Raw genomic sequence first — 23514 nt, forward strand, 5'->3', positions numbered from 1 at the left:
CTTAGAAAGTCGCGTTGTGGTTTGATACACAAAATAAAGCGAGTAGTAACCCGATTTCATTGACGATGTGCCTATACTCGCTGGCTCTGTTTGGGAAACGTGGGAATGAGCACCATCCGGTCCAACCGAATACAACAGCTAACCGGATCCGGCACGATACAACGGACACTCAGGCCGTTTCTGAGAAATGCGGGCAAAAATCACGCTTGCTCACGCGATTGAAGACTCGGTCTTTTTTCATACTGCTTGAACAAATGTCTTCTACGTGGGTTCAGCCACGCACTACCTATCAAGGAATCAATACCATGATGATTTCCGGCAACCAGGCTTCAGCGGCCATAGCCGCTCCGCAACCCTCGTCCGGCTATCAGACAACGCCGGAGCCAAAGAAGGAACAGGAGACAGAGTCAAGCAAAGTCACTATTTCTTCTGCCGCCTTGGAGAAAGCCACGCAAAGCGAAACACAGACTGATGAGCTTGCAAGTCAGTATCGTTTGAGTGGTCCCGCCACTCTTGTCAGTGCCCTCAATCCCGTTGTTTATAAGATGCCGGAAGCCCTCATAAGGGAAATGGAGGTACGGGGCAAAGAGGAAGCTGTCCGCAACGCAATGAGCGCACAGTACGCAAACGAACACCAATACCAAACTATCGGGCAGGTTCTGGTGGACGGGAAATTATTCGCCGAAGTGAATGATGCTGGCGGCTATGGGTCGATACAAAATGCCATTCCCGGGCTCAGTGACTCACCTTTGAGTCCGCGGGAGCGCGTTGAAGAGATAGCCCAAGCCTTGAAAGGCAAGGGAAAAGTAGAAGTCAGGTATGCCGATTTTGTGCCAGGCCTGGGAGGCTGGGGTGGCCCGGGAGCACCTGACACAATGCTTTCGCCCTTCACGGCACGAAGCCTTCACGACATCTTCGCAGAGGCAATCCAAGGGGCAGAGCGTATGCGCTCTTCGACATTGCAAGCAGCGAAGTCCAGCACGTTGTAGACACCAATCATTGGGGCGCAAGCTCAACAATCAGTCGCCTGCCACAAAATAATTCATTTTCCAGCCTTCTTGCGTTTTCCCGAACCCTGCACGGCAGCCGCCCGCCGTTCCTGAGCCAGAGGATCCCGGCCTCCCGCCCCAGGAAGACACCAGCGTGAAACCTTCGACGGTGCAAAGTGGAGACAATCTTCACTCAAAGAAACAACACCAATTTGACCGCCCCATAGGGGCGGTCACGAAGAGACCTCCCAGATAGATCTTGAGGTAGCGCCGAGAATTGCCTTCAATACGATCACCCAGCCACCTTGATCCATCAGCAAACGAGATCGAGAGATCCAAAACCGCACCCCGCACGTTTCACGCGTAATGTCTGAATGTGTTCATCAATGGAAAACAATGGCCCCATCGTGCGCACACATGGAAAACGCTTTCTTCCAGTTGTCATACGATTCCCGGAAATAATTTTCCGCATGTTCCCTGGCTTGATCGGCGTAGCGCATGAAATCTTTATAAATCTTCTTGCAGACGACCGGACCAATGACTCCCTCAGCATCAGAAAAATTGATGAGTTCCCAAAACGGTCCGCTCTTCAGATTCCATGCAGTCGCATCGTAGCGAAGCTCTGTTTTCCCGTTGAATACATGAGAACTCTGTTGGTAGCCTGCCAGTTTTGCCAACTCATTGCGCCAATGGTTATACCCCGAATAAGTACCTGCCCGGAATTCGAAGTCTGATTTGAATGCATAAACTTTGCCCGCTTCCAGTCCTTCAAAACGCTCCGGGAAGTCGCTCGGAAACAATATTATTTGATTCTGCGCAACGGGAACGCCATCAGCGCTCAGTACGGGAGATTTCACCATGGTCAGGTTTTCATAAGCGGTGATATCCAACCCCGCCTGTGCAGATGCTGTGGTCAGCGAAAAAACTAAAAAGATGAATATGATCTTCATGGTTGGTCGAATGGATGTTTCGCCACATTGTGATTTTCCGGGCGAATCGATGAAGGCCAACTGTCTTGGGACGGATCAGATCAGGAGTACTCAATTGCGATCATATGCACACTCTGACCATGGTCGATCAATACCGCGGCAATCCAGAGCAATATGATAACGCTCCAGACAGCGAACGCCGTCCGCTTCTCATGGACATGCCGGATGATCAGATAAAGCGTCGCAAAGTTCGCCACCGCAAACACCAGCAGGATTGGCCAAATGGCAAAAACAATGAAGAAGGCGTCGCCGGGACCTCCCGGTGTATTCTCTTCTCCCTTGGCAGGCCAAAGCGTCGAAGCCAGGTACAAGTAGAACCCGATACCAATGAGATTGACGATGGCCCACTTCGCTAGTGCAGGCAATTTCTGCAGCCGTATCATGCGAGGCCTTCTCCTGTTGGACTGACTTCAAAACTATCCAGGCCATCACGGCGCGCACCTCACCTGATCCTACAGCAGTTCTTGCTCCAGATACAAAGCCTAAAGGGCAGAAAGGATGCCGCCAACGGAAGCAATACCTGAACACCCTACTTCAACAACGCCCTCCACAACCCGAACCGACGCTAAAATAGCGCTCCCAACGCGCTATAACACTCAAGAAGCATTTCTCAGCAGAAACCCATGAACCAACCACAATCCACCTATCCCGCCACCGTAGACGCTTTCAAACAGGTCGTCGAAGACTTCAAGGCCAGCGCCGGCTACAAGGAGCCGCTGCTGTTCGCCGTCGGCAGCCGCGTCTTTACCGGCAATGGCACCCTGGCCTCCGTGCGCTATCCGGTCGTCAATGGCCCTGGCCAGAATACGGCAAGCGCAGCGATCTGGATGAAAGTGCTGGGGGTGACCCCGGCCGGCGTGCAGAATATCACGGTGTCCGCCGCCCAATTGACCGAGATCCTGGCCTATTTTGCCCCGTTCAAGAACGACGGCAAGTATCACGGCAACGTCATCGCGCTGGAACAAGCGCTGGAAGCCACCAAGTCCGGCCCGGCCAATCGCGTGGTCATCACCTTCATCTTCGATGACATCGATCCCCAGGGCGTGGAAGACAGCACCCTCAAGCTGTATGGCCTGAGCCATCGCTGCTTCAAGCCCAACCAGCTGAACCTGACCAAGGTGTTCACCAAGCTGCCCAATGTGGCCTGGATTGGCGATACCCCGATGGACGCCGAGGAAGTCGAGCAGTCCCTGATGTCGGCCGCTTTCGGCGATGGCAGCTTCGCACCGCACATGGTCGACAAGTTCCCCCTGTATGTCCACCGCATCAATTCCCTGAAAATGGGCGTACGCATCACCGATCAGCACAAGGTTCGCCTGGGTGCCTACCTCGGTGAGGGCACCACGCTGATGCCGGGTGCCAGCTACATCAATTTCAATGCAGGGACCGAAGGCGCTTCCATGGTGGAAGGCCGCATCAGCTCCTCCGTGCTGGTCGGTGCCGGTACCGACATCGGCGGCGGCGCGTCCACGCTGGGTGTGCTCTCCGGCGGCAACAACGTGTTCATCTCCCTGGGCCGCAACTGCCTGCTGGAAGTCAATTCCGCCCTGGGCATTCCGGTCGGTGATGCCGTCATCGTCGCGGCCGAAACCGCGGTCATGGCGTCGTCCCGCGTCTCGGTGCAGATTGAAGGCCACCCGCTGAACGGCAAGGTGGTCAAGGCCGCAGAGCTGCAATGGCCCCATCGTGCGCACACATGGAAAACGCTTTCTTCCAGTTGTCATACGATTCCCGGAAATAATTTTCCGCATGTTCCCTGGCTTGATCGGCGTAGCGCATGAAATCTTTATAAATCTTCTTGCAGACGACCGGACCAATGACTCCCTCAGCATCAGAAAAATTGATGAGTTCCCAAAACGGTCCGCTCTTCAGATTCCATGCAGTCGCATCGTAGCGAAGCTCTGTTTTCCCGTTGAATACATGAGAACTCTGTTGGTAGCCTGCCAGTTTTGCCAACTCATTGCGCCAATGGTTATACCCCGAATAAGTACCTGCCCGGAATTCGAAGTCTGATTTGAATGCATAAACTTTGCCCGCTTCCAGTCCTTCAAAACGCTCCGGGAAGTCGCTCGGAAACAATATTATTTGATTCTGCGCAACGGGAACGCCATCAGCGCTCAGTACGGGAGATTTCACCATGGTCAGGTTTTCATAAGCGGTGATATCCAACCCCGCCTGTGCAGATGCTGTGGTCAGCGAAAAAACTAAAAAGATGAATATGATCTTCATGGTTGGTCGAATGGATGTTTCGCCACATTGTGATTTTCCGGGCGAATCGATGAAGGCCAACTGTCTTGGGACGGATCAGATCAGGAGTACTCAATTGCGATCATATGCACACTCTGACCATGGTCGATCAATACCGCGGCAATCCAGAGCAATATGATAACGCTCCAGACAGCGAACGCCGTCCGCTTCTCATGGACATGCCGGATGATCAGATAAAGCGTCGCAAAGTTCGCCACCGCAAACACCAGCAGGATTGGCCAAATGGCAAAAACAATGAAGAAGGCGTCGCCGGGACCTCCCGGTGTATTCTCTTCTCCCTTGGCAGGCCAAAGCGTCGAAGCCAGGTACAAGTAGAACCCGATACCAATGAGATTGACGATGGCCCACTTCGCTAGTGCAGGCAATTTCTGCAGCCGTATCATGCGAGGCCTTCTCCTGTTGGACTGACTTCAAACCGATCCCGGCCATCACGGCGCGCCCCTCCCCTGCTCCGACCGCAGTTCTGGCTCCAGATACAAAGGGTAAAGGGCAGCAAGGATGCGGCCATGGGAAGCAATACCGGACCACCCTACTTCAACAACGCCCTCCACAACCCGAACCGACGCTAAAATAGCGCTCCCAACGCGCTATAACACTCAAGAAGCATTTCTCAGCAGAAACCCATGAACCAACCACAATCCACCTATCCCGCCACCGTAGACGCTTTCAAACAGGTCGTCGAAGACTTCAAGGCCAGCGCCGGCTACAAGGAGCCGCTGCTGTTCGCCGTCGGCAGCCGCGTCTTTACCGGCAATGGCACCCTGGCCTCCGTGCGCTATCCGGTCGTCAATGGCCCTGGCCAGAATACGGCAAGCGCAGCGATCTGGATGAAAGTGCTGGGGGTGACCCCGGCCGGCGTGCAGAATATCACGGTGTCCGCCGCCCAATTGACCGAGATCCTGGCCTATTTTGCCCCGTTCAAGAACGACGGCAAGTATCACGGCAACGTCATCGCGCTGGAACAAGCGCTGGAAGCCACCAAGTCCGGCCCGGCCAATCGCGTGGTCATCACCTTCATCTTCGATGACATCGATCCCCAGGGCGTGGAAGACAGCACCCTCAAGCTGTATGGCCTGAGCCATCGCTGCTTCAAGCCCAACCAGCTGAACCTGACCAAGGTGTTCACCAAGCTGCCCAATGTGGCCTGGATTGGCGATACCCCGATGGACGCCGAGGAAGTCGAGCAGTCCCTGATGTCGGCCGCTTTCGGCGATGGCAGCTTCGCACCGCACATGGTCGACAAGTTCCCCCTGTATGTCCACCGCATCAATTCCCTGAAAATGGGCGTACGCATCACCGATCAGCACAAGGTTCGCCTGGGTGCCTACCTCGGTGAGGGCACCACGCTGATGCCGGGTGCCAGCTACATCAATTTCAATGCAGGGACCGAAGGCGCTTCCATGGTGGAAGGCCGCATCAGCTCCTCCGTGCTGGTCGGTGCCGGTACCGACATCGGCGGCGGCGCGTCCACGCTGGGTGTGCTCTCCGGCGGCAACAACGTGTTCATCTCCCTGGGCCGCAACTGCCTGCTGGAAGTCAATTCCGCCCTGGGCATTCCGGTCGGTGATGCCGTCATCGTCGCGGCCGAAACCGCGGTCATGGCGTCGTCCCGCGTCTCGGTGCAGATTGAAGGCCACCCGCTGAACGGCAAGGTGGTCAAGGCCGCAGAGCTGGCCGGCATCAATGCGGCGACGTTCCGCCGCAACGACGTCACCGGCGCCCTCGAAGTGCTGCGTACCGGCCGCAATATCGACTTCGCGAAAAAGCTGGAAGATGGCGAAGACATCCTGAACAGCGATCTGCACAAGAACTGACAGTCGCCCCGTCGGAAACTTCAGTACATGAAAAAAGCTCCTTGATCAGGAGCTTTTTTCTTGGGCATCTCGCTGTGGCGACCTGCAGAGGTGGTCCGCCGGTGTTCATTGGCTGCGCCGCATGCAACGCTGCAAGATCGCAGTCTGCCTCCATTGGTTGTGTGAAGAGAGATTTGCCATCAAGCAGCGAGCATCAGGTCCGCCTTTTCTGACAGGAGTTTGCCGCCTGCCCCAATGCAGGCCTGCGTCCGTACGAGAAGCGGCCATGCCAGACGCCATCGCGCAGCACCGCATGAGCATCGCCCCGCGCCAGCGCGATGAGATTGCGCCTCAACAGCAGATCCCTGAGCCTGCCCTGCATGAATTTTCCGATCAGCGCATAGCCTTCCTGGTTGGGATGGATGCCGTCAGGCATGAAGTTCCTGAGCTGACCGGAAGGAATGCGCGCAGAAAGATACTGCTGAACATCGATGAGGCTGATGCCGTGTTTGCGGGCGATATCACGCATGATTTGCGCATAGTCCGCAACCTTCGTGAGCCTGGATGGGTTCGGTGTCTGCAGGAAGACTTCCAGGTTGTTGTCCCTTGAAATACGAATCAGGGTTTCCAGATTGTCTGCATAGGTCTTCTCGTCCAAGGTCAGGCTGTCGTTGATTCCGTAATTGAAAATCACGATGTCGGCGCAGTCGCCTTGCGCAGCCTGCTCCCACGGATGGCCGGAAAAATGGCCATTGAGCATCGTGGCCGTGGACTCGCCGCTGACCGAGACATTGCGAATGACGACCCCAGCGAGATGAATGAATGCCTGAGGAGGTTGCGATACCACGCGGATGTCGGAAGCATTTTTGGCCAGCAACCCTCCATCAATGCCCAGGCCGGTAGAGTCTCCACGGAGCTCGATGACCACCGGTTCGGCACGCACTTGCGCCGCATGGAACAGCCCGGCAACAAGCGCCAGCTTGCACAGCATCACGGCGGCCCGTCGCAGGAAGCCAATATTTTTTATACCATTTATATGGTTTCCATTGCGTTCCTGCATACGGATTTCAGCGTTGTTGCCAGCGCGCGCCGTGCAATGAAAGACAGGCAACGGATAATGGAACAGAGAAGCGATCATCTGCCTGACCAGACCGGTTAGTCCTCTGCGCATACGGAATATTGAGAAATGGGTAGGTGCGTGCTCGCAAATCACAGGAATGCACTCCCGACCAGACATGCCGGAAGCCAATCCCTCATCGCACGCATCAGTCCGTAGCCTGGACCTCTTGCCCTCTTGACGATGCGTACCTCCGCATCGTCGCACATTGCTCTGACAAATCACTGACCTGGCCCAGTCAGTACTACTGGTCATGGCCGACCGCGGACAGGCAAGGTCCCCGAACATGGCAAAGATGTCGTGATGGTGCAGGCAGGAGTTTGCCATGTGCTTGCATCACTGCCATTGGCAGATGGTGAACGTCACGCCGAACGTGCCGTCGCCGGTCAGTCAGCGGTCCTGCTCCAGCATCAGAATTGCCGGCACCGCCTGCTGCAGCAGCGTGATCAGTTCCGGATCCATGTACTTGTAATCGTCCGGAATATCGAGCACATGGACCGGTTTGAACTCAAGCAAACGAGTGTATTCGGCCTTGAGTCGTGAGCGATGTTTTTCTTCCATCACCAGAATCACGTCAGCCCAACGCAGATCACTCTCGGACACGTGGTGTCGTGCATTCGGGCTGGTTCCGCCAGAGCGCACGTTCAGTTGCGGGTGATTGCGCCAGACGGTTTCCGCAGTGGGACTTCGCCACTGATTCCTGCTGCACACGAAAAGTACATTGATCCGCTCACCCGTCTCCGACGCGGCACTTTTTCTCAGTTCCGCATCGGAAACTCTCGGATACTCCATCCCAAGCTGCTTCGCCCGGGCAAGCTTGGTCGACCTGGTGTACAGGACCTTCCAGTTCTTCTCTCTCTTTTCGTCATTCTTCATCGGATGCTCGCGCTCACCAGCAACTCAGCGACAAACCTGGTCTGACAAGGATTTCACGGTATCCAGCGCGGATCTCATGGCTTCAACCTCGCCGCCGTGCGGTCGCACGTAGGTCGCCCGCACCTTCATGAATCGCTTCTCGATCGGCAGAACCCACAAGAAGGAGGCGTAATCGTCGCTGCCTTCATGCCAGATCATCATGGCACCGTTGCCACGCTTGTTCTCGCCGCCGAGCGGCAGGGAGGCCGGACCTCCCATCTGGAGTTTGCTGCCAGGATGCACAGACAGAATTTCCCTGGCCGCATCGATGGCTTCCTTGACGTCTTCCTCGTCACCGTCGGCCACTCTGTCATACAGAAAAAAAGTGACGGCCAGACGATTCTCGTCCTTGTTGTAGCCGGCCAGCAAAGTGTTGCGGTGTGCGCGATTTTGGGCGATCACGGCGTCGGAAAACGACACCCGCTGAAGACCGTCGACGGCAGCAGGTGCACACAGTTGCGGCTCACCTGCATCGCCCTTGCAGGCATCGCATGAAGCCGATGCCTGCGCCATCGACACGAACGGCGCGTTAACCAGAAAGGCTGCGAGGAGGGTCCGTTTCAAGCTGCTTTTCATTTTTATCCTTGAAAGCCATTGAGAATGCGCGGATGTTGGCAACATCGTCGGTCTCGTTGGAAAGACGTCCGGCCTGCATCACCCGCTCGCGGCCACCCGCAACTTTAGCAGGAGATAGGACCGACGTGCTCAACCCCGCCCCCTGCCCCAGCAAGCGCAACCCGGTCTTCCGCACGAAGTCCTCATAAGTGATCGGCGCTCCCACCTCGGTATCGGCGCGATTGGCCTGTATATACGCCCATGACCTGCCCGTGCTGGCGTCAACCACCAGCTTGAACAAGCGGGCCGGGACGGCAATGTGGCCCCGCCCGATCGTCGCCGGTGCCGCATCGAAGAGCGGCCCGGTGAACACGAAAACATCCCCGCCTGCCCGCATCACGTACTTGCGCGTATCCCGTTCGATCTTGGACCAGGGCCCGGAATTGTTCCTCGGATTCTGCGGGACCATGTTGGCCAGCGAAAAACTCTGGGCCATCGCCTCCGGTGTGGACATGTCGCCGGCCGGCGCCATGTGGCCGCGCGCATACCCCGATCCCCGGTAGTCGTCCAGTTCCGCGCGCTCGGCGCGCGGCAGCCGCGCCTCCGGGTAGAAGCGGTCCGTGCGATGCTGCTCGCGCGCATGCAGAAGAGCGGTCCGGTTCAGCCGCTCGGCTACCACGAAGGGCGTCTTGGTCTGACTGTTGTAGAGCACCGCAAACGCGCTGAAACACAATTCCCGCAAATGCGCACCCGCAGGCAATTGCGGCGGCTGCGCGCCGGGGAAGAACTGCGGGCATTGCGCAAAACGCGCAACCGTGTGCCCCGGCTCGGCCTGCCGCACCGGGGCAGGCGCGCTCTCGGCCGGCAATTCGAGGTGCGGCAGACTGAAGCGCTCGCGCAGGCCATCCGTCAGGTGCGGGTTGATGACGCAACTGGCGATGCCGAAGACAAGGATCGTCGTGCTGGTGAAGGAAATCAGAAAGCGACTGAATGATCCCAGTCCCTTCTGCCTGCTTTTTTTGGAGGTGGCCCGCTTGCGGGGTGCTGCCTTTTTCTGTCTTGTTACCATGCTGGCCGCATGTTAACCCGAGTCGACTATTTGTTGCCAGTTCATCAGGAAATCCCCGATGGATTTCTCCCTCGCGACTCATACAATGAGAAGCGAAATCGGGGCAGGTCCCGCGTGGCATGAGACAACGATAGTCCTGCCTCGGCTGACGTCCCCAACAATAAAACCGGACGCATCTCGTCGACGGCGATGAGATGCGTTTCAAGAAAATTTCCAGGATCAGGCGCCCATCATGGCTTTCTTCGACTCGCTCTCGTTTTTCTCACGTCTCAGCAAACGCAAGGCCGACATGCTGGGTCAACTGGCCGCCATCGACAAGGCGCTGGCAGTCATCGAATTCACGCTGGATGGCAAGATCATCAAGGCCAACAAGAATTTCCTCGATCTCATGGGCTACACGCTGGAAGAGATCAAAGGCCAGCACCATCGCATCTTCGTCGCCGAGGAAGAGCGCAACGCGCCTGCCTATGCGCAGTTCTGGCAGAAACTGGGGCGCGGTGAATACGACCAGCGCCTCTATCGCCGCATCACCAAATCCGGACACGAGGTCTGGATCCAGGCGACCTACAATCCCATCATCGATGCCATGGGACGCCCCTTCAAGATCGTCAAGTACGCGCGCGACGTCACGCAGCAGCAGCTGCAGGCCGCCGATTTCTCCGGACAGATCACCGCCATCAACAAGGTGCGCGCGGTGATCGAGTTTGATGTGAATGGCAACATCCTGCACGCCAACAACAACTTCCTGCGCGCGGTCGGTTATTCCCTGTCCGAAATCGTGGGCAAGCATCACGCCATCTTCGTCGAGCCCGCCGAGCGCGCCTCGGCGCACTACCAGGAATTCTGGAAGCGGCTGGCGGCCGGCCAATACGATGCCGGCTTGTATCGCCGCGTGAAAAAGAATGGCGATGCGCTCTGGCTGCAGGCCAACTACAACCCCATCTTCGACATGGACGGGCGGGTCTTCAAGGTGGTCAAGTACGCCACCGACGTGAGCATCCAGACCCAGGCCACGCAGACCCTGCAGGCCGCCGTGGGCGGGCTGTCCGAAGCGCTGAGCACGGGCTCGGCCAGCGCGCAGCAGGCCAACGATCTGGTCAAGGCCACCTCCTCCATCGCGGAACAAGGCGGCGTGGTCATGCAGGAGGTCGTCAACAAGATGGCCGCCATCAACGCCAGTGCCGCCAAGATCACCGAGATCATCGGCGTGATCGACGAAATCACCTTCCGTACCAATCTGCTGGCCCTGAACGCGGCCGTCGAAGCGGCCCGGGCCGGCGAACATGGCCGCGGCTTTGCCGTGGTGGCCGGCGAGGTGCGCAGCCTGGCGCAGCGCACGGCGGCCTCGGCCAGCGAAATCAAGACGCTCATCAGCGGCTCGGTCAATGAAGCAAGACAAGGTACCGAGCTGGTCATGAATGCCGGCAAGACCATGAGCACCATGGTCAACTCCATCAACGACATCACCGGCATCATCGAGACCATCAGCACCTCCGCGAACGACCAGATCAATGAGATCGGGCAGGTCAACGAAGCGGTGAGCCAGTTGCAGGTGCTGATGAAATAAGTGCCACCCGGCTACGGCAGCGCCCGCCGCCACACGCGCACTCGTGCAGTGCCGCAGCTTGTATGGATCATGTCTGCTGGACCCGCCTGCGTCGCCTTGGTTAGAATGCACAGGACACTGTTACGGAAACAGTGACTCGCCTCTGCTACTTTCAGATTCGCAAAGCTGGCACCGGATTTTTCTTCCAGCGATTCAAATGGTCGACATCATGGATTGGGTCCCAATCGTCTTCATCATCTTCAAGGTTGCCGTGCTCGGCATCGGCATGTTCTACGCCATCAAGTGGCATTACGATCAGGGCAAGAAGGGCAAGCAGGCCGAGCGCAACGCGGTGCTGCGCGCCAGCGGGAAAGTGGCAGCGCTGTTCGTGATCTCGCTGCTGGTGCTGGGAGTGGCAACCTTTTTCATCTCCAGGATGATGGGGCTGGAGCTGAGCTTCTCCTGACGCCCCGCAGTCCCTCAGGCTGCCGGCCGCTTGGCCAATGCCAGCAAGGTCCCGAAGAAGATCATCATGCCGCCGCTGATGCGGTTCATCCAGCGCAGACCGCGCGCATTCTGCATCAGTCCGGAGAGGCGCGTGCCGGCGTAGGCATAGGCGGCGATGGCGACCACCTCCAGCGCCAGGAAAATCGCGCCCAGGGTCAGGAAACTGGATAAATAATTTTCCGGTACCACGAACTGCGGGAAGAATGCCGTAAAGACCAGGATGGCCTTGGGATTGCCGATGGCGACCAGAAACTCCTTGCGCACATAACCGGCAATACTGCGCTGCTGCGGCTCAAGCGGCTGGCCGCCCAGCTCCACCCTGGCGAAAAACAGTTTGCAGCCCAGCCAGATCAGATAGGCCGCCCCCAGCACCTTGACCACCGTAAAGGCCATCTGCGAGGCCATCAGCAGTGCGCCCATGCCCACCGCTGCCACCCCTATCATCAGCGCGAAGGCCACCAGCCGGCCGGCCGCTGCCAGCAAGGCCGGGCGCAGACCGTGATGGGCGCCGATGGTAATGGAGAGCAGATTGTTGGGGCCGAAGGCCATGTTCAGTGCAAAACACGAGGGAATGAACAGCAGCAGGCTTTCCAGAGACATCGCGGCTCCTTGGCAGATGAGGGCGACGCGTCGCGTCACCGGAGCCTGTATTCTAGCGGCACGCCACCTGACGCGCAGGTGACGCGCATATTCTTACGAGGATGTCAGCGCGATTTTCCCGCGATACAGGAATTGACTGATGCAACCATGATCATTTCGGTCACATAATCGCGGAGCCGTTCGTTCTGATCTCAGGACGCAGCCCATCCACCCGGAGATCGCTTCATGAATCCGAGCAGTCACGCTCGTACCCTGCTGATCGTTGAAGACAACAAGGATGTCAGAAACATTTTTGCAGAAGTCTTTCAAGGCGTCGGCTATCACGTGCTCGAAGCCGGCAACGGGGAAGAGGCGCTGGCACTGATGGCCCATGAGCACACCGCAGTCAGCGTGGTCCTCACTGACCTGCGCATGCCGGTGATGGATGGCCTGGAACTGGCGACCCGCATCAAGGGCGATGAACGCTTCTCGTCCATTCCGGTGGTACTGCTCAGTGCCACTCCCATGAGCAATTCCTGGCAGGCACTCGAAGTGTTCTCCGCCCTGCTCACCAAACCCTGTTCCTTCGAACACCTGCTGTCCACCATCGAATCCGTGCAGTAAGTCCGTGCAGAACGCCCATGCTCTGCACCCGCAGAGTGATGACAGGCGCCCGTCGGCCAAGCTGATGTATTGCATTGGAGACGCGTCCGACAGTCACAGCCGACAGGATCAAGGGAGCTTGGCCGATGTCTGCGGCGGAGCCAGGGGACGATGATGTAGTTACTGCGCACAAGCGCAGGGCATTCATCAAGGAGTGACATCATGTCGAATCAGAATCAAGGCAACAGCCGCGGTGGTTCCCACGAACAGCACGTCCAGGCAGGCCAGCAAAGCCACAAGAATGACCAGCAGAACCAGAGCAGCAGCGGCTCCGGCCAGCAGCAAGGTGGCAACACCCGGGGCGGCTCGCATGAACAGCACGTACAAGCCGGCCAGCAGAGCCACAAGAACGACCAGCAGAACCAGAGCAGCAGTGGCTCCGGCCAGCAACAAGGCGATTCGAGCCGCGGCGGTTCACATGAACAGCACGTGAAGGCGGGACAGCAGAGTCACAAGAACAGCTGACAGCAACGCTGATCACGCTGCCTTCCCGGGCAGGCCCGGACACGCTCTCCAGGAGATGGAGCGCGCGTCCGGGCCTTTTTCATTACGGTTTCAATGCAAGGCAGCGTGGGATTCGTCGCCCGCTGTCGACTCGACCCTCGCCGGCAGGCTCTGCATCGCCGGCTTGCGCGAAAGCACACGCCACAGAAATACTCCGGTCAACGCCATGCCGACCACGACATAAGCCGCATAGAACGCAGCGAGATAGCTGCCGTAGTGCAGAAGGGACTGGATCATGGCCATGCTTCCTTGAGATGGAAAGGTCGATGCAATGGCGTGATCTTATGTTTTATATCATTTCGCGAATATCAGGAAATTTCCTAGTTGTGTCGCGCGCACGCCATTGATGAGCTATTCGATAGTCCACGATCAAACTCGACAATAAGCAATCTCCGAAAGACGGCGCATACCTTCGTTCAGCTCCACCCGTCTGCGGAGTTCAACGCTTCCAGAACATCCACCACGGCGATGGCGCGGGCAACGCAGCAATCGCCCCGGCGGGCTGTTCCGGGTGCGGTGGCTGCGCCAGTTCGGGCGGCCAGCGCGTGGCCCCGTTGGCCGAACCGGCCAATGTCCAGCTGGCCACCTCGCTGATTGCCAGCTCTTCGTACAGGCCGGCCAGGTCATGCAGCAAGGGGCTCATCTGCCACGCCTGCCGCTCATCCATCACGGCCAGTTCCTGATACGCGGCGCGCAGCTGCTGCTCAAGCTGGCCCCCATCGGACATGACGTCCAGCTCTTCCGTGTTCACCACGATGTTGCGCCGGGGTTCGGCTTCCAGGCGCGCGATCCAGTCCTCATACAAGGCGTGGCGCTCCTCGCCCAGCACCGGACGCAGCATCGCCGAGCGCTGGCGCAGACGGGCGATGCCCGCCAGACGTTCGCACCCCAAGTAGGCAAACGGACGCGGCGCATCCTCATCGACCTCCTCGTACTCATCATCATCGTACTCATCATCGTCCCCCGGACCTTCAGGGCCTTGCTTGCCACTGTGCTCGCCCTCGGTGGCAGGGCCGGACGAGACGTGAATATCGTCCCCGGAAAACAGGCACATCCAGAACAAGGGAAGGCGCGCGGTGGCCTCGTATTCGGTACCGATCATGGTAAAGAATTCGTCGGCCTGTTCCTCCGTAGGCATACCCTCGAAGTCGGTGCAGTAGAGATAGACGCGATTGCCCATGTGATTCCCCTGAGAATGGCAGGACGACAGGCGGCGCTGCATCGGCAGCGTGCCGCCCGGCTCACCTGATCTTGATTTCGACGAAACGATTGCGCGGCTCCGCCACGCCGCGTTTCTGCGGCACGCGCGGATCACGCGCCCCCTTGCCGATGACCTCGATGCTCAGGGCCTTGACCTCCGCCCGTTGCAATTCACGCTCGATCAGGCGCGCGCGCCGCAGCGACAAGGCGTCGTTGGTGGCATCGCTGCCGATGCTGTCGGCATGGCCGGTGAGGATGAATTCCCCGGCGGGGAATTCCTTGATTTCAGCGATGGCCTTCTTGAGCAATTCCTGCGAGGCCGGCGTCAGACGGTCAGTCCCCAGCTCGAACAGCAGATCGTAGCTGCGCGGACGCGCCGGCAGGCTGCGCATGACCTCGGCATATCGCCGGTCCACCTCGGCAGCGGACAGGGTCTGGGTCGGCGCGGGCTTGCCGCCGCGCGTCTCGACCGCTGCATAGGGCGAAGTCAGTGCCGTCTCGCCACTGGCCGTCCTGACCACGATGCTGCTGGCCGAACCATCGGCCTGCGGCAGCAACACGAAACGTTCCGCCGGCCCGGCACATGCAGCCAGCAGCGTCACCACGGCCAGCAAGGCGCAGCGCATCAGCGGCCGGTACAGTGAATGGAGCGATGGCTTATTCACCGGCCACCTCCACGATGAAGTCGGTACCACGGATGCCGATGGTGGCCGTCGGGGTCGACAACCGCTGGCTCTCCGGCGAGCGCTTGCCGATCAGCCCCGAGACGTAGCGCAGCGTGCCCTTGGTCAGCCGCACGGCAACGCTGCCCTCGTCGGTCTTGTCGTTGTAAGCAAATTGTTCGAGCAGGAACTGGCTGTTGGAGCCGAGCGAAATGAGCGTATCGTCGCGCAAGGTAAACCCGACCGCACTGGCGGCACCGGTCAGTACCCGGTCACCCGCATAAAGCCGTTCGCCGGTGGCCAGCGGGCGGGTCTTGCCGCTGCGCTCGGCGCGTACGTCGCCTTGCAGGACCTTGACGATGCCGGCCTGGCTGGCCGTGGCTTCCTGCGCAGCTGCACTGCCCTGGCCCAGCAGCGAAGCGCTGGCCAGCAGCAGGCCAGCCCACCCGGATGCACTCCACATCGGCCCCGCCCTCTTGATCCGCATGCCGCGTTCCCCTGATGTTGTGATGATGACGTGAGTCCTGCGTGTGCCGCACCGGAGGCGCGGCCATGATGCCACCGCGCAATTTCACAGAAAATCATGGGGAAGGTCAACAATTCTTTACATCTGGCGTGCGAAATGGCAGCGGCTGGCCCTTAAAAGAGCAACGAACCCTGCCCTGAGCTGCTCCGCGCTTCGCTCTTGGGCGCAGGCCAGGCCTTCATGGCGCTGGCGGGATAGTTGACCAGCATCCTGCGCGCGTTTTCTGTATCACCGACGTTGAGCCAGTCCGCATAGTCGGCGGGCGGGATGATGACGAGGTTGCGTTTTTCCTCGCCCGGCTTGTGAAAACGATTCATCAGGGGATGCGCATCGGCATTGATGGTGATCTGGGTAAACGAAAATGCATACCCTCCTTCAGGCTCCTCCCAGGCGCGCCACAGGCCGGCCACGCAGAACGGCTGGTCGTCGGCCATGCCGATGGCCCAGCGCTGCGGGCGTCCGGCTTCGTAATTGGGCTCATAAAACCAGTGCATGGGCAACAGGCAGGTTTGCATGGCCCGCCAAGGGCCGGCGTAGCTGCGCTTCTCGCCGATGGTCTCGGCGCGAGCATTCATGGTGGAGATCTGCAATCCGCCCTGCAGCTTGCGCCGGGGCATCATGCCGTAGGTGCCGACGATGAGTTCCGGCTCGCCCTCCAGCCCGGCCCGTACCACGGGGGCGGCGTAGTCCTGCCAGGTCTCCTCGGGCCAGTCTGGCGTAGCGGAGGTGTCGGCGCCGGTCAGCGCGGTGATGATGGATTTGGGAGTGGGCTTGTAGTTGACGCACATGGCAGGACGGATCCAGGTCGCAGCAAGGAGCCGCGATTGTGCCACAGCGCGGCAGCCGTGACGCAAGCGCCGGCTGCCGCCTCCGCCCGTTTCAGCTGAAGAGGCGTCCGATCAGGCGGGCACTGATGTGCAGCAGCATGGGAAGCGGCGATTCGTAGTCAGTGGTGCCGTGGAACAGACTCTCGGCACGCACGGCGGTGGCGGCCAGGCTCAGGAACAGGGCGGTGCAGGTGGTGGTGAGAATGCGCATGATGGTCTCCAGTGAAAGCAGGTTGCGTGGACCGGTTGGCCTCGGAGCTGTGGCTGGCCTTGGCGTTTCGGCATGGAGACAGCTTGCGCCGGGACCGTTGCACTCCGATGTCAGCAAAGCCATTCCATATTGCAATTGAAATCTTGCGCGCAATAAAAAACCGACCGGCAAGGTCGGTTCTTCGGTGCCATACCCGCTGCGCGCAGCGGACTGGAGTAATCCTCCTGCTACCTCAGGCAGCTTGCTTGCCTTCGAGGATGGATTCTTCCAGGGCGATCAGGGATTCGATGGCGGCGATCAGCATGCCGATGCGGTGACGGCGATAGATCAGGCGTTTTCTTGCGCGAATGTTCATGGTTTCTCCAGCAGCCGGCGGAGTGCCGGCGGGTTGACGGGTCGGGCCGCCGCCTCCGCGCCTGCAACTTCACATCGGCTGCGAGCGTGCATCCTGCGGGGCGGCCAGCGGCCAAGGCCCGACATTATAGCCGACTGCCGCTGCGCTCCCGTCACCGGCTGCGTGGCGCGGCGCTTACGCCACACATGCACGCCGGTAACGCTCGCTGTAGCGCCGCGTCGCCTCCAAACCGGGCACGAAATGATGCCGCCCCGGTGCCAGCTCGGCCACCAGCGCATCGAGATCGACCTCGCCCAAGGCCACGGCCGGCACGGCAGGGGCCTCGGCAGCGGCGTTCTCACGGCCGCGCGCCAGTGCGCGGAAGCTCGGCTGACGGCGGCCATCGTTCCAACCGTCCTCGATCCACTCACGGATGACCTGCTTTTCGTAGCCCTCGAAGACCCCGAACATCTGCCCGCCGGCGGCATCGATCAGCCGCCAGAAGCGGCTCTCCTCGGCTGGCTTGCCTCGCGTGATCCACTTGGCCTTTTCCATCTCGGCCAGGAAGCTGGCCATGCCGTCAGGCTGTTCCAGCCACTGGTTGACCGTCTTGCCGCCGATGCGGCAATAGTCCGAGTGCATCATGCGGCCGAAGGGCGCTTTCTCGGCCAGCACCCTGACCACCTCATCCTGCAGGACAAAGGAGCCGATCACGCCCAGCGTGCTCGCGCCCAGCTCATTGAGCAGATAACCGCGCCGCACGCCCTGCATGAAGGCTTGCGGATCCGCAGCCTGGGCGGCCGCCTGCGCGACCGCCTCGGCGGCCTTGCGGGCGTGCCCGCTGGCGGCATTGTCGATGGTGACGTGCAGGGTGAAGTAATACGGGTCGATGCCCAGTTCATTGAGTTCGTAGGCGGTGATGAGCAAGTGCAGCGGCAACTGCTCATAGCCGAGGTTGAAGCCGAACACCTCGGCCTCGAATTCCGCCCCGTGATGGGCCAGCCCCAGCTGGATGGCTCCTTGCACATAATGTTCTTCGGACAACGCCGGTCCGTGCTCGCAGCCGTTGGCGGCCAGCAGGCTGCGATAGAGGGTGACGTGATTCATGGCGGCATCGCCATCGCCCAGCTCTTCCAGATAGGTGAGGATCAGCGGACGGAACAGCGGATCACGCCAGCGCGGGATGGCGCTGTAGAGCCAGGCGCCATCGACCATCTTGGTCGGGCCCACGCAGCGCAGGAAATTGAGCGCATGGGCGCGGCCACTGAAGTAGCGGCGCGGCGCGCCTTTCTGGCGTTCCTTGAGATAGCTTTCATAGGCAACGCCGACTTCAGCGGCGCGCGCTTCCATCCAGCTGGCCAATGCGGCGGGCTCCTGCGGCAGGTCGCAGGGCAGTTCTTGCGCTTCCTGCATCTGTTGCACAAGGTAGTCGCGGCCCATGGCCAGGGCGGCCTCGTCGGGCGTTGCGACGAACAGCTGCGCATACACGTGCGCGGCCTGCAGGCTGCCGGGCTGGTGGCGGTAGGCTTGGGCGGCCGAGCGGGCGGCCTGCATTTCCTCGACGGTAGATCGCATACATCCTCGCGCAAAGTCAGATGCATGGAGCATGCGCGCCGGCACAGGCCAGCGCTATCAGCGGGCGGCCAGCCTTGGTGTCGGAAAATGCCCGGCGGGCGGTAGGAGGATGCAGCAGGGCGGCGTCGGAGGCCCATTGTCTTGGCGGTTCTTATGTCCGATAATCGCGCCCATGAACGATACCGCACAACGCCCAGCCCTCCCCGACCGCCTCAGCGTCGATCCCCGCAGCCCGCACTACGTTGCCGCCATCTTCGAGCATGACATCGGCATCAAGCTCAACGACAAGGAATTCAACAACGTCAGCGAGTATTGCATCAGCGAAGGCTGGATCAAGATTCCCGCCGGCCGTGCACTCGACCGCAAGGGCAATCCCATGCTGACCAAGCTCAAGGGGCGGGTTGAACCGTTCTATCGCTGAGCCGCGCGCCACAGTCAGCGCCATCACATTTCTTTCCCGCATGCAAAAAAGGTCCGCAGCAAGATGCTGCGGACCTTTTCTTTTTACTTGGCAGATCGAAAAACACGCCGTCGGGATTCATCGACGGCATCGCTCAATCTGCCTTGATTGATCGATCGGGCAGATGATCCGTCCAGCCGATATCAGACCGGTACTGCCATCAGCCAAACCGATCATGCCGCCAGTGCCGCCCTTCCGACACGGAACACGGCCACCGCCTGCACCAGCTCGCGGGCCTGGCCCGAGAGGCTGATGGCCGCAGCGGCGCTTTCTTCCACCAGCGCTGCATTCTGCTGGGTGGTGCTGTCCATCTGGGTCACGGCCTGGCCAACCTGGGCGATGCCGGTGTTCTGCTCGGCCGTGGCGGCGTTGATGCCGACCATGATGTCGCTGACACGGCGAATCGAGGTCACGATCTCTTCCATCGTCTTGCCGGCCTGATCGGCCAGCTGCGTACCCTGCCCGACCTGGTCGACGCTGGCGGTGATCAGTTCCTTGATCTCGCGCGCCGCCGTGGCCGAACGCTGGGCCAGGCTGCGCACTTCGGTGGCCACCACCGCAAAGCCGCGTCCCTGCTCACCGGCACGGGCAGCTTCCACCGCCGCGTTGAGCGCCAGGATGTTGGTCTGGAAAGCAATGCCATCGATCACGCCGATGATGTCGCTGATGCGGTCCGAGCCGGCGTGGATAGCCTGCATGGTCTGCACCACCTGCTGCACCACTGCGCCGCCCTGGCTGGCCACCTCGGCGGCATCACGCGCCAGCTGGCCGGCCTGGCGGGCACCGTCGGCATTCTGCTGCACGGTCGATCCCAGTTCTTCCATGGAAGCGGCAGTCTGCTGCAGGGCGCTGGCTTGCTCCTCAGTCCGCTTGCTCAGGTCCGCATTGCCCTGGGCAATCTGGGCGCTGGCGGTGGCCACGCTCTCCGAATTGCTGCGCACGCTGCCGACTACCATGCTCAGTTGCGCCGTCATGGCCTGCATCGCCATGAGCAGACGCGCCACTTCATCACTGCCCTTGACCTCGACATGCTGGGTCAGGTCTCCGGCCGATACCGCCTCGGTCAGGCGCACTGCTTCCGACAGCGAACTGGTGGTGGCACGGGTGATGGCGACCATCAGCCACAGCGCAGCCATGGCCAGCACCGCCAGCGAAGCACACAGCACGATCAGTTCATTGCGCAGGCGCGGAATCTTGGCTTGCAGCTCGTCACGCATCATGTCGAAGGACGACGTCACCAGCACGAATTGCGTATCGATGATGCGCGTCATGGTGGACACCCATTGCGGGGCCGGCATGGTCAGCTGATCGGCGCGCACGATGGCGCTGTCGGCCATTTTGAAGGCTTCGTCGGCAGCGGTGACGGCTGCTGCACGGGCGCTTTCCACCTCGGCCGGCAGGGGGTGGCGGCCCGCAGCCAACGTCAGCGAGCGGCGGGCGCTTTCATAGCTGCGGCGGGCACGGTCGGACAGGTTTTCCAGGCGGGCACGTTCTTCCGCATCGGCCTGGCCGCGTCCCAGCATCACGGCACCGCGCGCACGGGCCTGGCCCAGTGCTTCGGTCAGTTGCGGCAGTTCGGACATGACCGCGCGCTGCACGTAGAACAACGCAGCCTCCGCTTCCAGCGCCAGGCCGGAACTGTTGGCCACGTCATCCAGCAGATCCAGCTCGCGCTTGATCAGTTGCGCATGTTGCAGGTTGCTCTGCGCGCCATTGATGGACTTGCTGGCGATGCTTTGCGTGAGTGCGCGCCAGTCCGCATTGAGGCCATCGAGCGCATCGGTGAGGGCCTTGTCTTCCAGCGGCTTGAGGCCGCTGCGCACACGGTCGAAGGTGGCATCGACTTCCTTCTGGCGCTCTGCGCGGCTGGCGGCTGCGCCATCACCATCGGCCAGATACAGGGCCGACAGGCCGCGATGCTGTTGCATCTGCTTGAGCAGCAGCAGCAGTTCCCGTCCGGGAGCCAGGGCCAGCGATTCACGCTGGGCAGTGGCCAGGTCGTCGAGGTTGGTGCGGACCAGGATGGTGGTCGGCACGATGAATAGCATAAAAGCGAGTGCGCCGATGAGGACGAACTTGCGTGAGTAATTGAGATGATTGATCCAGGAGCGCATGATGTTGTTGGTGTTGGAGTGTAGGAAGGGCCATCGTTGGCCGCTTGCGCTGTTGCGCGAGACGCTCCGTTGCGCCATCAAGCCGCGTCATTGCGGCTTTTTGCAGTCGGGCAATTCTACGGATGCCACCCTGTTTTCACTAGGGATTTGAACAGTGGCGTCCGGTTTTGTTGTGCAATTCCGACCGTCTCGCCTCACACCGCTGTTCCCGATGCAAATACGAGTGCAGACTAGACTATGGCCGTGCAGACAGAGTTCCGTACGGAAAGAAAAATTGGCATGCAAACCTGCATGTGTCACCGGAACTCACCGCGTCTCATTGAAACTCACGCGATTTTCCCGTGCGCGCGACAAAAGAAAATCCGCCGCTTCTGCGCGCTGCGATGTGCAGCGCGCAGAAGCGGCGGATGTGAGAATGAAGGAATGGAAAGCGAGAACGCCGCAGCCCGGGCAAGCCGTGGGACTTAGCGCAGGCCCTGGGCAGCGTCCTGCAGCCGGAACACGGACACCAGTTGTGCCAGTTGCGCGGCCTGGTCCTGCATCGAAGCGGCAGCGGCGGCCGCCTCTTCCACCAGCGCCGCATTCTGCTGCGTCACCTGGTCCATCTGCGTGATGGCGCGATTGACCTCTTCGATCCCCGCACTCTGTTCGCGGCTGGCGGCGCTGATCTCGGCCACCACGTCGGTCACGTGGCGCACGCTGGTGACGATCTCCTGCATGGTGCGGCCTGCCTGCTCCACCAGCTGCGAGCCGTTGTCCACCTTGCTGACCGAATCCTCGATCAGTCCCTTGATCTCCCGCGCCGCCTGCGCACTGCGCTGCGCCAGCGAGCGCACTTCCGAGGCCACCACCGCAAAGCCGCGTCCCTGCTCGCCGGCGCGCGCCGCTTCCACGGCAGCGTTGAGGGCGAGGATGTTGGTCTGGAAGGCGATGCCGTCGATCACGCCGATGATGTCGGCGATCTTGGTGGAAGCGCTGTTGATGTCGGCCATGGTACCGACCACCTGTTCGATCACCTTGCCGCCATTGGTCGCCACGCCCGAGGCGGTGATCGCCAATTGATTGGCCTGGCTGGCGTTGTCGGCATTCTGGCGCACGATGGACGTCAGCTCTTCCATCGAAGACGCGGTCTCTTCGAGCGCACTGGCCTGCTGCTCGGTGCGCGAGGACAGATCAAGATTGCCCGCAGCGATTTCGCCGGAGGCGGTGGCGATGGTGTCCGTGCCCTGGCGCACGCCCTGCACGATGCCAGAGAGGCTGCGGCGCATGGTCTCGATGGAATGCAGCAGGCTGTGGCGGTCATTGGCCTTGAGCGCGACGGCCGTGGACAGGTCGCCTTGCGCGATCTGCTCCACGATCTGCACGGCACGTGCCGGCTCGCCACCCAGCTGGCGCAGGATGGAGCGCAGGATGAAGGCGGCCATGGTGGCGATCGCGCCCATCAGCACGCCGCCCAGCAGGAGCAGCACCAGGGCATTGCGATAGAAGGCCTGATTGATGTCGTCGATGTAGGCGCCGAAACCGATGGTCCAGTCCCACGGGGCGAAGCGCGTCACGGCATAGAGCTTCTGCACCTTCTCGGTGGTATTGGGCCGCGTGCCTTCGGCGATCAGCAGGCCGATCTCCTTGCCCTGCAGGGCGGCGCGATAGCGGTCGCCATCCTCCTTGGCGGTCTTGTCCTGAATGCCCACGCGCTTGGGATTGGGATGCACGTAGTTGAAGTCGTCCGTATAGCCGCGCACGAAGTAGTAATTCTGCTCCTTGACGAAGCTGCCGATGGCCAGCTTGGCCTGGGCCTGCGCCTGTTCGCGCGTGAGCTTGCCGGACTGCTCCAGCGCCTGCGCCTTCTCGGCCGCGGCCTTGGCCAGCGTGACCAGCAGCGAGAGCTGGGCTTCGCGCTCTTCCATCATGGTGCGCCTGAGCGTGGTCAGCGACACCATGGCAATGATCAGGATGCCCACCAGCGTGGTGGCGCACAGCCAGATGATCTTGGTTCGCAGCTTCAAATTGTCCTCTCCGTCTTTTGAATGAAGGCCGGCGCGCGCGCCTGCCTTCTCGGATGGGCATGGTCGTCGCGTGCGGCACGATGTGATGTGTGTGATGCGGCAGCG

At 60.4% G+C, this 23514-nt stretch carries 26 protein-coding genes; 8 read left to right on the forward strand and 18 right to left on the reverse strand.

Annotation, left to right across the window (positions count from 1 at the left end; all coding sequences use genetic code 11):
- Positions 1 to 305 precede the first annotated feature (305 nt).
- Positions 306 to 989 (forward strand): hypothetical protein, encoded by a 684-nt coding sequence (locus JOD78_RS19505; protein ID WP_121043215.1) that lies wholly within the window; start codon positions 306 to 308, stop codon positions 987 to 989.
- Positions 990 to 1372: 383 nt separating this feature from the next.
- On the opposite strand, the gene JOD78_RS19510 is transcribed toward JOD78_RS19505, so the two are convergent.
- Positions 1373 to 1939 carry a hypothetical protein gene (locus tag JOD78_RS19510; protein ID WP_121043217.1) on the reverse strand — a complete coding sequence of 189 codons (567 nt, stop codon included), beginning with the start codon at positions 1937 to 1939 and terminating at the stop codon, positions 1373 to 1375.
- Positions 1940 to 2019: 80 nt separating this feature from the next.
- Positions 2020 to 2361 (reverse strand): hypothetical protein, encoded by a 342-nt coding sequence (locus JOD78_RS19515; RefSeq protein WP_121043219.1) that lies wholly within the window; start codon positions 2359 to 2361, stop codon positions 2020 to 2022.
- A gap of 240 nt (positions 2362 to 2601) precedes the next feature.
- Between JOD78_RS19515 and JOD78_RS19520 the strand changes: the two genes are divergently transcribed.
- On the forward strand, positions 2602 to 3759 hold the full coding sequence (locus JOD78_RS19520) for a tetrahydrodipicolinate N-succinyltransferase N-terminal domain-containing protein (RefSeq protein WP_209567429.1): 1158 nt from the start codon (positions 2602 to 2604) through the stop codon (positions 3757 to 3759).
- Positions 3760 to 4287: 528 nt separating this feature from the next.
- Here the strand turns inward: JOD78_RS19520 and JOD78_RS19525 are convergent.
- On the reverse strand, positions 4288 to 4629 hold the full coding sequence (locus JOD78_RS19525; protein WP_121043219.1) for a hypothetical protein: 342 nt from the start codon (positions 4627 to 4629) through the stop codon (positions 4288 to 4290).
- A 240-nt stretch (positions 4630 to 4869) separates the two neighbouring features.
- Here JOD78_RS19525 and JOD78_RS19530 point away from each other — a divergent pair, with 240 nt between their 5' ends.
- The gene (locus tag JOD78_RS19530) at positions 4870 to 6060 is read left to right on the forward strand and encodes a tetrahydrodipicolinate N-succinyltransferase N-terminal domain-containing protein (RefSeq protein ID WP_134136745.1); all 1191 of its coding nucleotides are present in this window, start codon (positions 4870 to 4872) and stop codon (positions 6058 to 6060) included.
- Between the two features lie 193 nt (positions 6061 to 6253).
- Here JOD78_RS19530 and JOD78_RS19535 read toward each other — a convergent pair whose 3' ends face one another.
- From JOD78_RS19535 to JOD78_RS19550, 4 genes are all read right to left on the reverse strand, one after another.
- On the reverse strand, positions 6254 to 7177 hold the full coding sequence (locus tag JOD78_RS19535) for an SGNH/GDSL hydrolase family protein (RefSeq protein WP_209567430.1): 924 nt from the start codon (positions 7175 to 7177) through the stop codon (positions 6254 to 6256).
- Positions 7178 to 7546: 369 nt separating this feature from the next.
- Positions 7547 to 8032, reverse strand: coding sequence for a hypothetical protein (locus JOD78_RS19540; protein ID WP_227022752.1), 486 nt, complete (start codon positions 8030 to 8032; stop codon positions 7547 to 7549).
- Between the two features lie 24 nt (positions 8033 to 8056).
- Positions 8057 to 8647, reverse strand: a complete 591-nt coding sequence (locus JOD78_RS19545) for a hypothetical protein (protein ID WP_209567432.1) — start codon at positions 8645 to 8647, stop codon at positions 8057 to 8059.
- Entirely contained in the window at positions 8601 to 9695 is a 1095-nt protein-coding gene (locus JOD78_RS19550) for a DNA/RNA non-specific endonuclease (protein WP_209567433.1), read from the reverse strand. The genes JOD78_RS19545 and JOD78_RS19550 overlap by 47 nt, the downstream gene beginning before the upstream one ends.
- A 232-nt stretch (positions 9696 to 9927) precedes the next feature.
- Between JOD78_RS19550 and JOD78_RS28250 the strand changes: the two genes are divergently transcribed.
- Both JOD78_RS28250 and JOD78_RS19560 read left to right on the forward strand, forming a co-directional pair.
- Positions 9928 to 11262, forward strand: a complete 1335-nt coding sequence (locus JOD78_RS28250; protein ID WP_280921004.1) for a PAS domain-containing methyl-accepting chemotaxis protein — start codon at positions 9928 to 9930, stop codon at positions 11260 to 11262.
- Between the two features lie 208 nt (positions 11263 to 11470).
- A complete protein-coding gene (locus tag JOD78_RS19560; RefSeq protein ID WP_039784455.1) occupies positions 11471 to 11707 on the forward strand; it encodes a hypothetical protein in 237 nt (78 codons plus the stop codon).
- Positions 11708 to 11721: 14 nt separating this feature from the next.
- Here the strand turns inward: JOD78_RS19560 and JOD78_RS19565 are convergent, their stop codons facing one another.
- Positions 11722 to 12348, reverse strand: a complete 627-nt coding sequence (locus tag JOD78_RS19565) for a LysE family translocator (protein WP_121043231.1) — start codon at positions 12346 to 12348, stop codon at positions 11722 to 11724.
- A gap of 225 nt (positions 12349 to 12573) precedes the next feature.
- Between JOD78_RS19565 and JOD78_RS19570 the strand changes: the two genes are divergently transcribed.
- Positions 12574 to 12951: a response regulator gene (locus tag JOD78_RS19570; RefSeq protein ID WP_121043233.1), complete on the forward strand. Its 378-nt coding sequence runs from the start codon at positions 12574 to 12576 to the stop codon at positions 12949 to 12951.
- 201 nt (positions 12952 to 13152) lie between these two features.
- Positions 13153 to 13455, forward strand: coding sequence for a hypothetical protein (locus JOD78_RS19575; protein ID WP_034333405.1), 303 nt, complete (start codon positions 13153 to 13155; stop codon positions 13453 to 13455).
- Positions 13456 to 13545: 90 nt separating this feature from the next.
- Here the strand turns inward: JOD78_RS19575 and JOD78_RS19580 are convergent, their stop codons facing one another.
- From JOD78_RS19580 to JOD78_RS19610, 8 genes are all read right to left on the reverse strand, one after another.
- Entirely contained in the window at positions 13546 to 13731 is a 186-nt protein-coding gene (locus tag JOD78_RS19580) for a hypothetical protein (RefSeq protein ID WP_227022751.1), read from the reverse strand.
- Between the two features lie 202 nt (positions 13732 to 13933).
- A complete protein-coding gene (locus JOD78_RS19585) occupies positions 13934 to 14674 on the reverse strand; it encodes a hypothetical protein (protein WP_134136740.1) in 741 nt (246 codons plus the stop codon).
- Positions 14675 to 14735: 61 nt separating this feature from the next.
- Positions 14736 to 15359 carry an OmpA family protein gene (locus tag JOD78_RS19590; RefSeq protein WP_310839838.1) on the reverse strand — a complete coding sequence of 208 codons (624 nt, stop codon included), beginning with the start codon at positions 15357 to 15359 and terminating at the stop codon, positions 14736 to 14738.
- Positions 15352 to 15819, reverse strand: a complete 468-nt coding sequence (locus JOD78_RS19595; RefSeq protein ID WP_209567436.1) for a FecR domain-containing protein — start codon at positions 15817 to 15819, stop codon at positions 15352 to 15354. The genes JOD78_RS19590 and JOD78_RS19595 overlap by 8 nt, the downstream gene beginning before the upstream one ends.
- A 176-nt stretch (positions 15820 to 15995) precedes the next feature.
- Positions 15996 to 16670, reverse strand: coding sequence for an SOS response-associated peptidase family protein (locus JOD78_RS19600; protein ID WP_134136737.1), 675 nt, complete (start codon positions 16668 to 16670; stop codon positions 15996 to 15998).
- Between the two features lie 91 nt (positions 16671 to 16761).
- Positions 16762 to 16920: a hypothetical protein gene (locus JOD78_RS19605; RefSeq protein WP_166675081.1), complete on the reverse strand. Its 159-nt coding sequence runs from the start codon at positions 16918 to 16920 to the stop codon at positions 16762 to 16764.
- Between the two features lie 232 nt (positions 16921 to 17152).
- Entirely contained in the window at positions 17153 to 17275 is a 123-nt protein-coding gene (locus JOD78_RS28255; RefSeq protein WP_255475323.1) for a hypothetical protein, read from the reverse strand.
- 174 nt (positions 17276 to 17449) lie between these two features.
- Positions 17450 to 18829, reverse strand: a complete 1380-nt coding sequence (locus tag JOD78_RS19610; protein WP_134136736.1) for an iron-containing redox enzyme family protein — start codon at positions 18827 to 18829, stop codon at positions 17450 to 17452.
- Positions 18830 to 19001: 172 nt separating this feature from the next.
- Here JOD78_RS19610 and JOD78_RS19615 point away from each other — a divergent pair, with 172 nt between their 5' ends.
- Positions 19002 to 19250, forward strand: a complete 249-nt coding sequence (locus JOD78_RS19615; RefSeq protein WP_034334548.1) for a DUF3297 family protein — start codon at positions 19002 to 19004, stop codon at positions 19248 to 19250.
- A 212-nt stretch (positions 19251 to 19462) separates the two neighbouring features.
- On the opposite strand, the gene JOD78_RS19620 is transcribed toward JOD78_RS19615, so the two are convergent.
- Both JOD78_RS19620 and JOD78_RS19625 read right to left on the reverse strand, forming a co-directional pair.
- Entirely contained in the window at positions 19463 to 21403 is a 1941-nt protein-coding gene (locus JOD78_RS19620; RefSeq protein ID WP_134136734.1) for a methyl-accepting chemotaxis protein, read from the reverse strand.
- Between the two features lie 464 nt (positions 21404 to 21867).
- On the reverse strand, positions 21868 to 23409 hold the full coding sequence (locus JOD78_RS19625; protein WP_121043245.1) for a methyl-accepting chemotaxis protein: 1542 nt from the start codon (positions 23407 to 23409) through the stop codon (positions 21868 to 21870).
- Positions 23410 to 23514 lie beyond the last annotated feature (105 nt).

Origin of the sequence: Herbaspirillum sp. 1130, assembly GCF_017833835.1 — a bacterium.
GTDB classification, from domain to species: Bacteria; Pseudomonadota; Gammaproteobacteria; order Burkholderiales; family Burkholderiaceae_D; genus Herbaspirillum; species Herbaspirillum huttiense.

What these genes read in the sequence shown, in the direction of transcription:
- JOD78_RS19585 (WP_134136740.1), bottom strand. Translation starts at nt 14,674, where the DNA reads ATGGGCAATCGCGTCTATCTCTACTGCACCGACTTCGAGGGTATGCCT.
- JOD78_RS28255 (WP_255475323.1), bottom strand. Translation starts at nt 17,275, where the DNA reads ATGAACATTCGCGCAAGAAAACGCCTGATCTATCGCCGTCACCGCATC.
- JOD78_RS19550 (WP_209567433.1), bottom strand. Translation starts at nt 9,695, where the DNA reads ATGGTAACAAGACAGAAAAAGGCAGCACCCCGCAAGCGGGCCACCTCC.
- JOD78_RS19520 (WP_209567429.1), top strand. Translation starts at nt 2,602, where the DNA reads ATGAACCAACCACAATCCACCTATCCCGCCACCGTAGACGCTTTCAAA.
- JOD78_RS19595 (WP_209567436.1), bottom strand. Translation starts at nt 15,819, where the DNA reads ATGTGGAGTGCATCCGGGTGGGCTGGCCTGCTGCTGGCCAGCGCTTCG.
- JOD78_RS19615 (WP_034334548.1), top strand. Translation starts at nt 19,002, where the DNA reads ATGAACGATACCGCACAACGCCCAGCCCTCCCCGACCGCCTCAGCGTC.
- JOD78_RS19610 (WP_134136736.1), bottom strand. Translation starts at nt 18,829, where the DNA reads ATGCGATCTACCGTCGAGGAAATGCAGGCCGCCCGCTCGGCCGCCCAA.
- JOD78_RS19575 (WP_034333405.1), top strand. Translation starts at nt 13,153, where the DNA reads ATGTCGAATCAGAATCAAGGCAACAGCCGCGGTGGTTCCCACGAACAG.
- JOD78_RS28250 (WP_280921004.1), top strand. Translation starts at nt 9,928, where the DNA reads ATGGCTTTCTTCGACTCGCTCTCGTTTTTCTCACGTCTCAGCAAACGC.
- JOD78_RS19565 (WP_121043231.1), bottom strand. Translation starts at nt 12,348, where the DNA reads ATGTCTCTGGAAAGCCTGCTGCTGTTCATTCCCTCGTGTTTTGCACTG.
- JOD78_RS19540 (WP_227022752.1), bottom strand. Translation starts at nt 8,032, where the DNA reads ATGAAGAATGACGAAAAGAGAGAGAAGAACTGGAAGGTCCTGTACACC.
- JOD78_RS19545 (WP_209567432.1), bottom strand. Translation starts at nt 8,647, where the DNA reads ATGAAAAGCAGCTTGAAACGGACCCTCCTCGCAGCCTTTCTGGTTAAC.
- JOD78_RS19505 (WP_121043215.1), top strand. Translation starts at nt 306, where the DNA reads ATGATGATTTCCGGCAACCAGGCTTCAGCGGCCATAGCCGCTCCGCAA.
- JOD78_RS19570 (WP_121043233.1), top strand. Translation starts at nt 12,574, where the DNA reads ATGAATCCGAGCAGTCACGCTCGTACCCTGCTGATCGTTGAAGACAAC.
- JOD78_RS19525 (WP_121043219.1), bottom strand. Translation starts at nt 4,629, where the DNA reads ATGATACGGCTGCAGAAATTGCCTGCACTAGCGAAGTGGGCCATCGTC.
- JOD78_RS19580 (WP_227022751.1), bottom strand. Translation starts at nt 13,731, where the DNA reads ATGATCCAGTCCCTTCTGCACTACGGCAGCTATCTCGCTGCGTTCTAT.
- JOD78_RS19560 (WP_039784455.1), top strand. Translation starts at nt 11,471, where the DNA reads ATGGATTGGGTCCCAATCGTCTTCATCATCTTCAAGGTTGCCGTGCTC.
- JOD78_RS19600 (WP_134136737.1), bottom strand. Translation starts at nt 16,670, where the DNA reads ATGTGCGTCAACTACAAGCCCACTCCCAAATCCATCATCACCGCGCTG.
- JOD78_RS19530 (WP_134136745.1), top strand. Translation starts at nt 4,870, where the DNA reads ATGAACCAACCACAATCCACCTATCCCGCCACCGTAGACGCTTTCAAA.
- JOD78_RS19605 (WP_166675081.1), bottom strand. Translation starts at nt 16,920, where the DNA reads ATGCGCATTCTCACCACCACCTGCACCGCCCTGTTCCTGAGCCTGGCC.
- JOD78_RS19535 (WP_209567430.1), bottom strand. Translation starts at nt 7,177, where the DNA reads ATGATCGCTTCTCTGTTCCATTATCCGTTGCCTGTCTTTCATTGCACG.
- JOD78_RS19620 (WP_134136734.1), bottom strand. Translation starts at nt 21,403, where the DNA reads ATGCGCTCCTGGATCAATCATCTCAATTACTCACGCAAGTTCGTCCTC.
- JOD78_RS19515 (WP_121043219.1), bottom strand. Translation starts at nt 2,361, where the DNA reads ATGATACGGCTGCAGAAATTGCCTGCACTAGCGAAGTGGGCCATCGTC.
- JOD78_RS19510 (WP_121043217.1), bottom strand. Translation starts at nt 1,939, where the DNA reads ATGAAGATCATATTCATCTTTTTAGTTTTTTCGCTGACCACAGCATCT.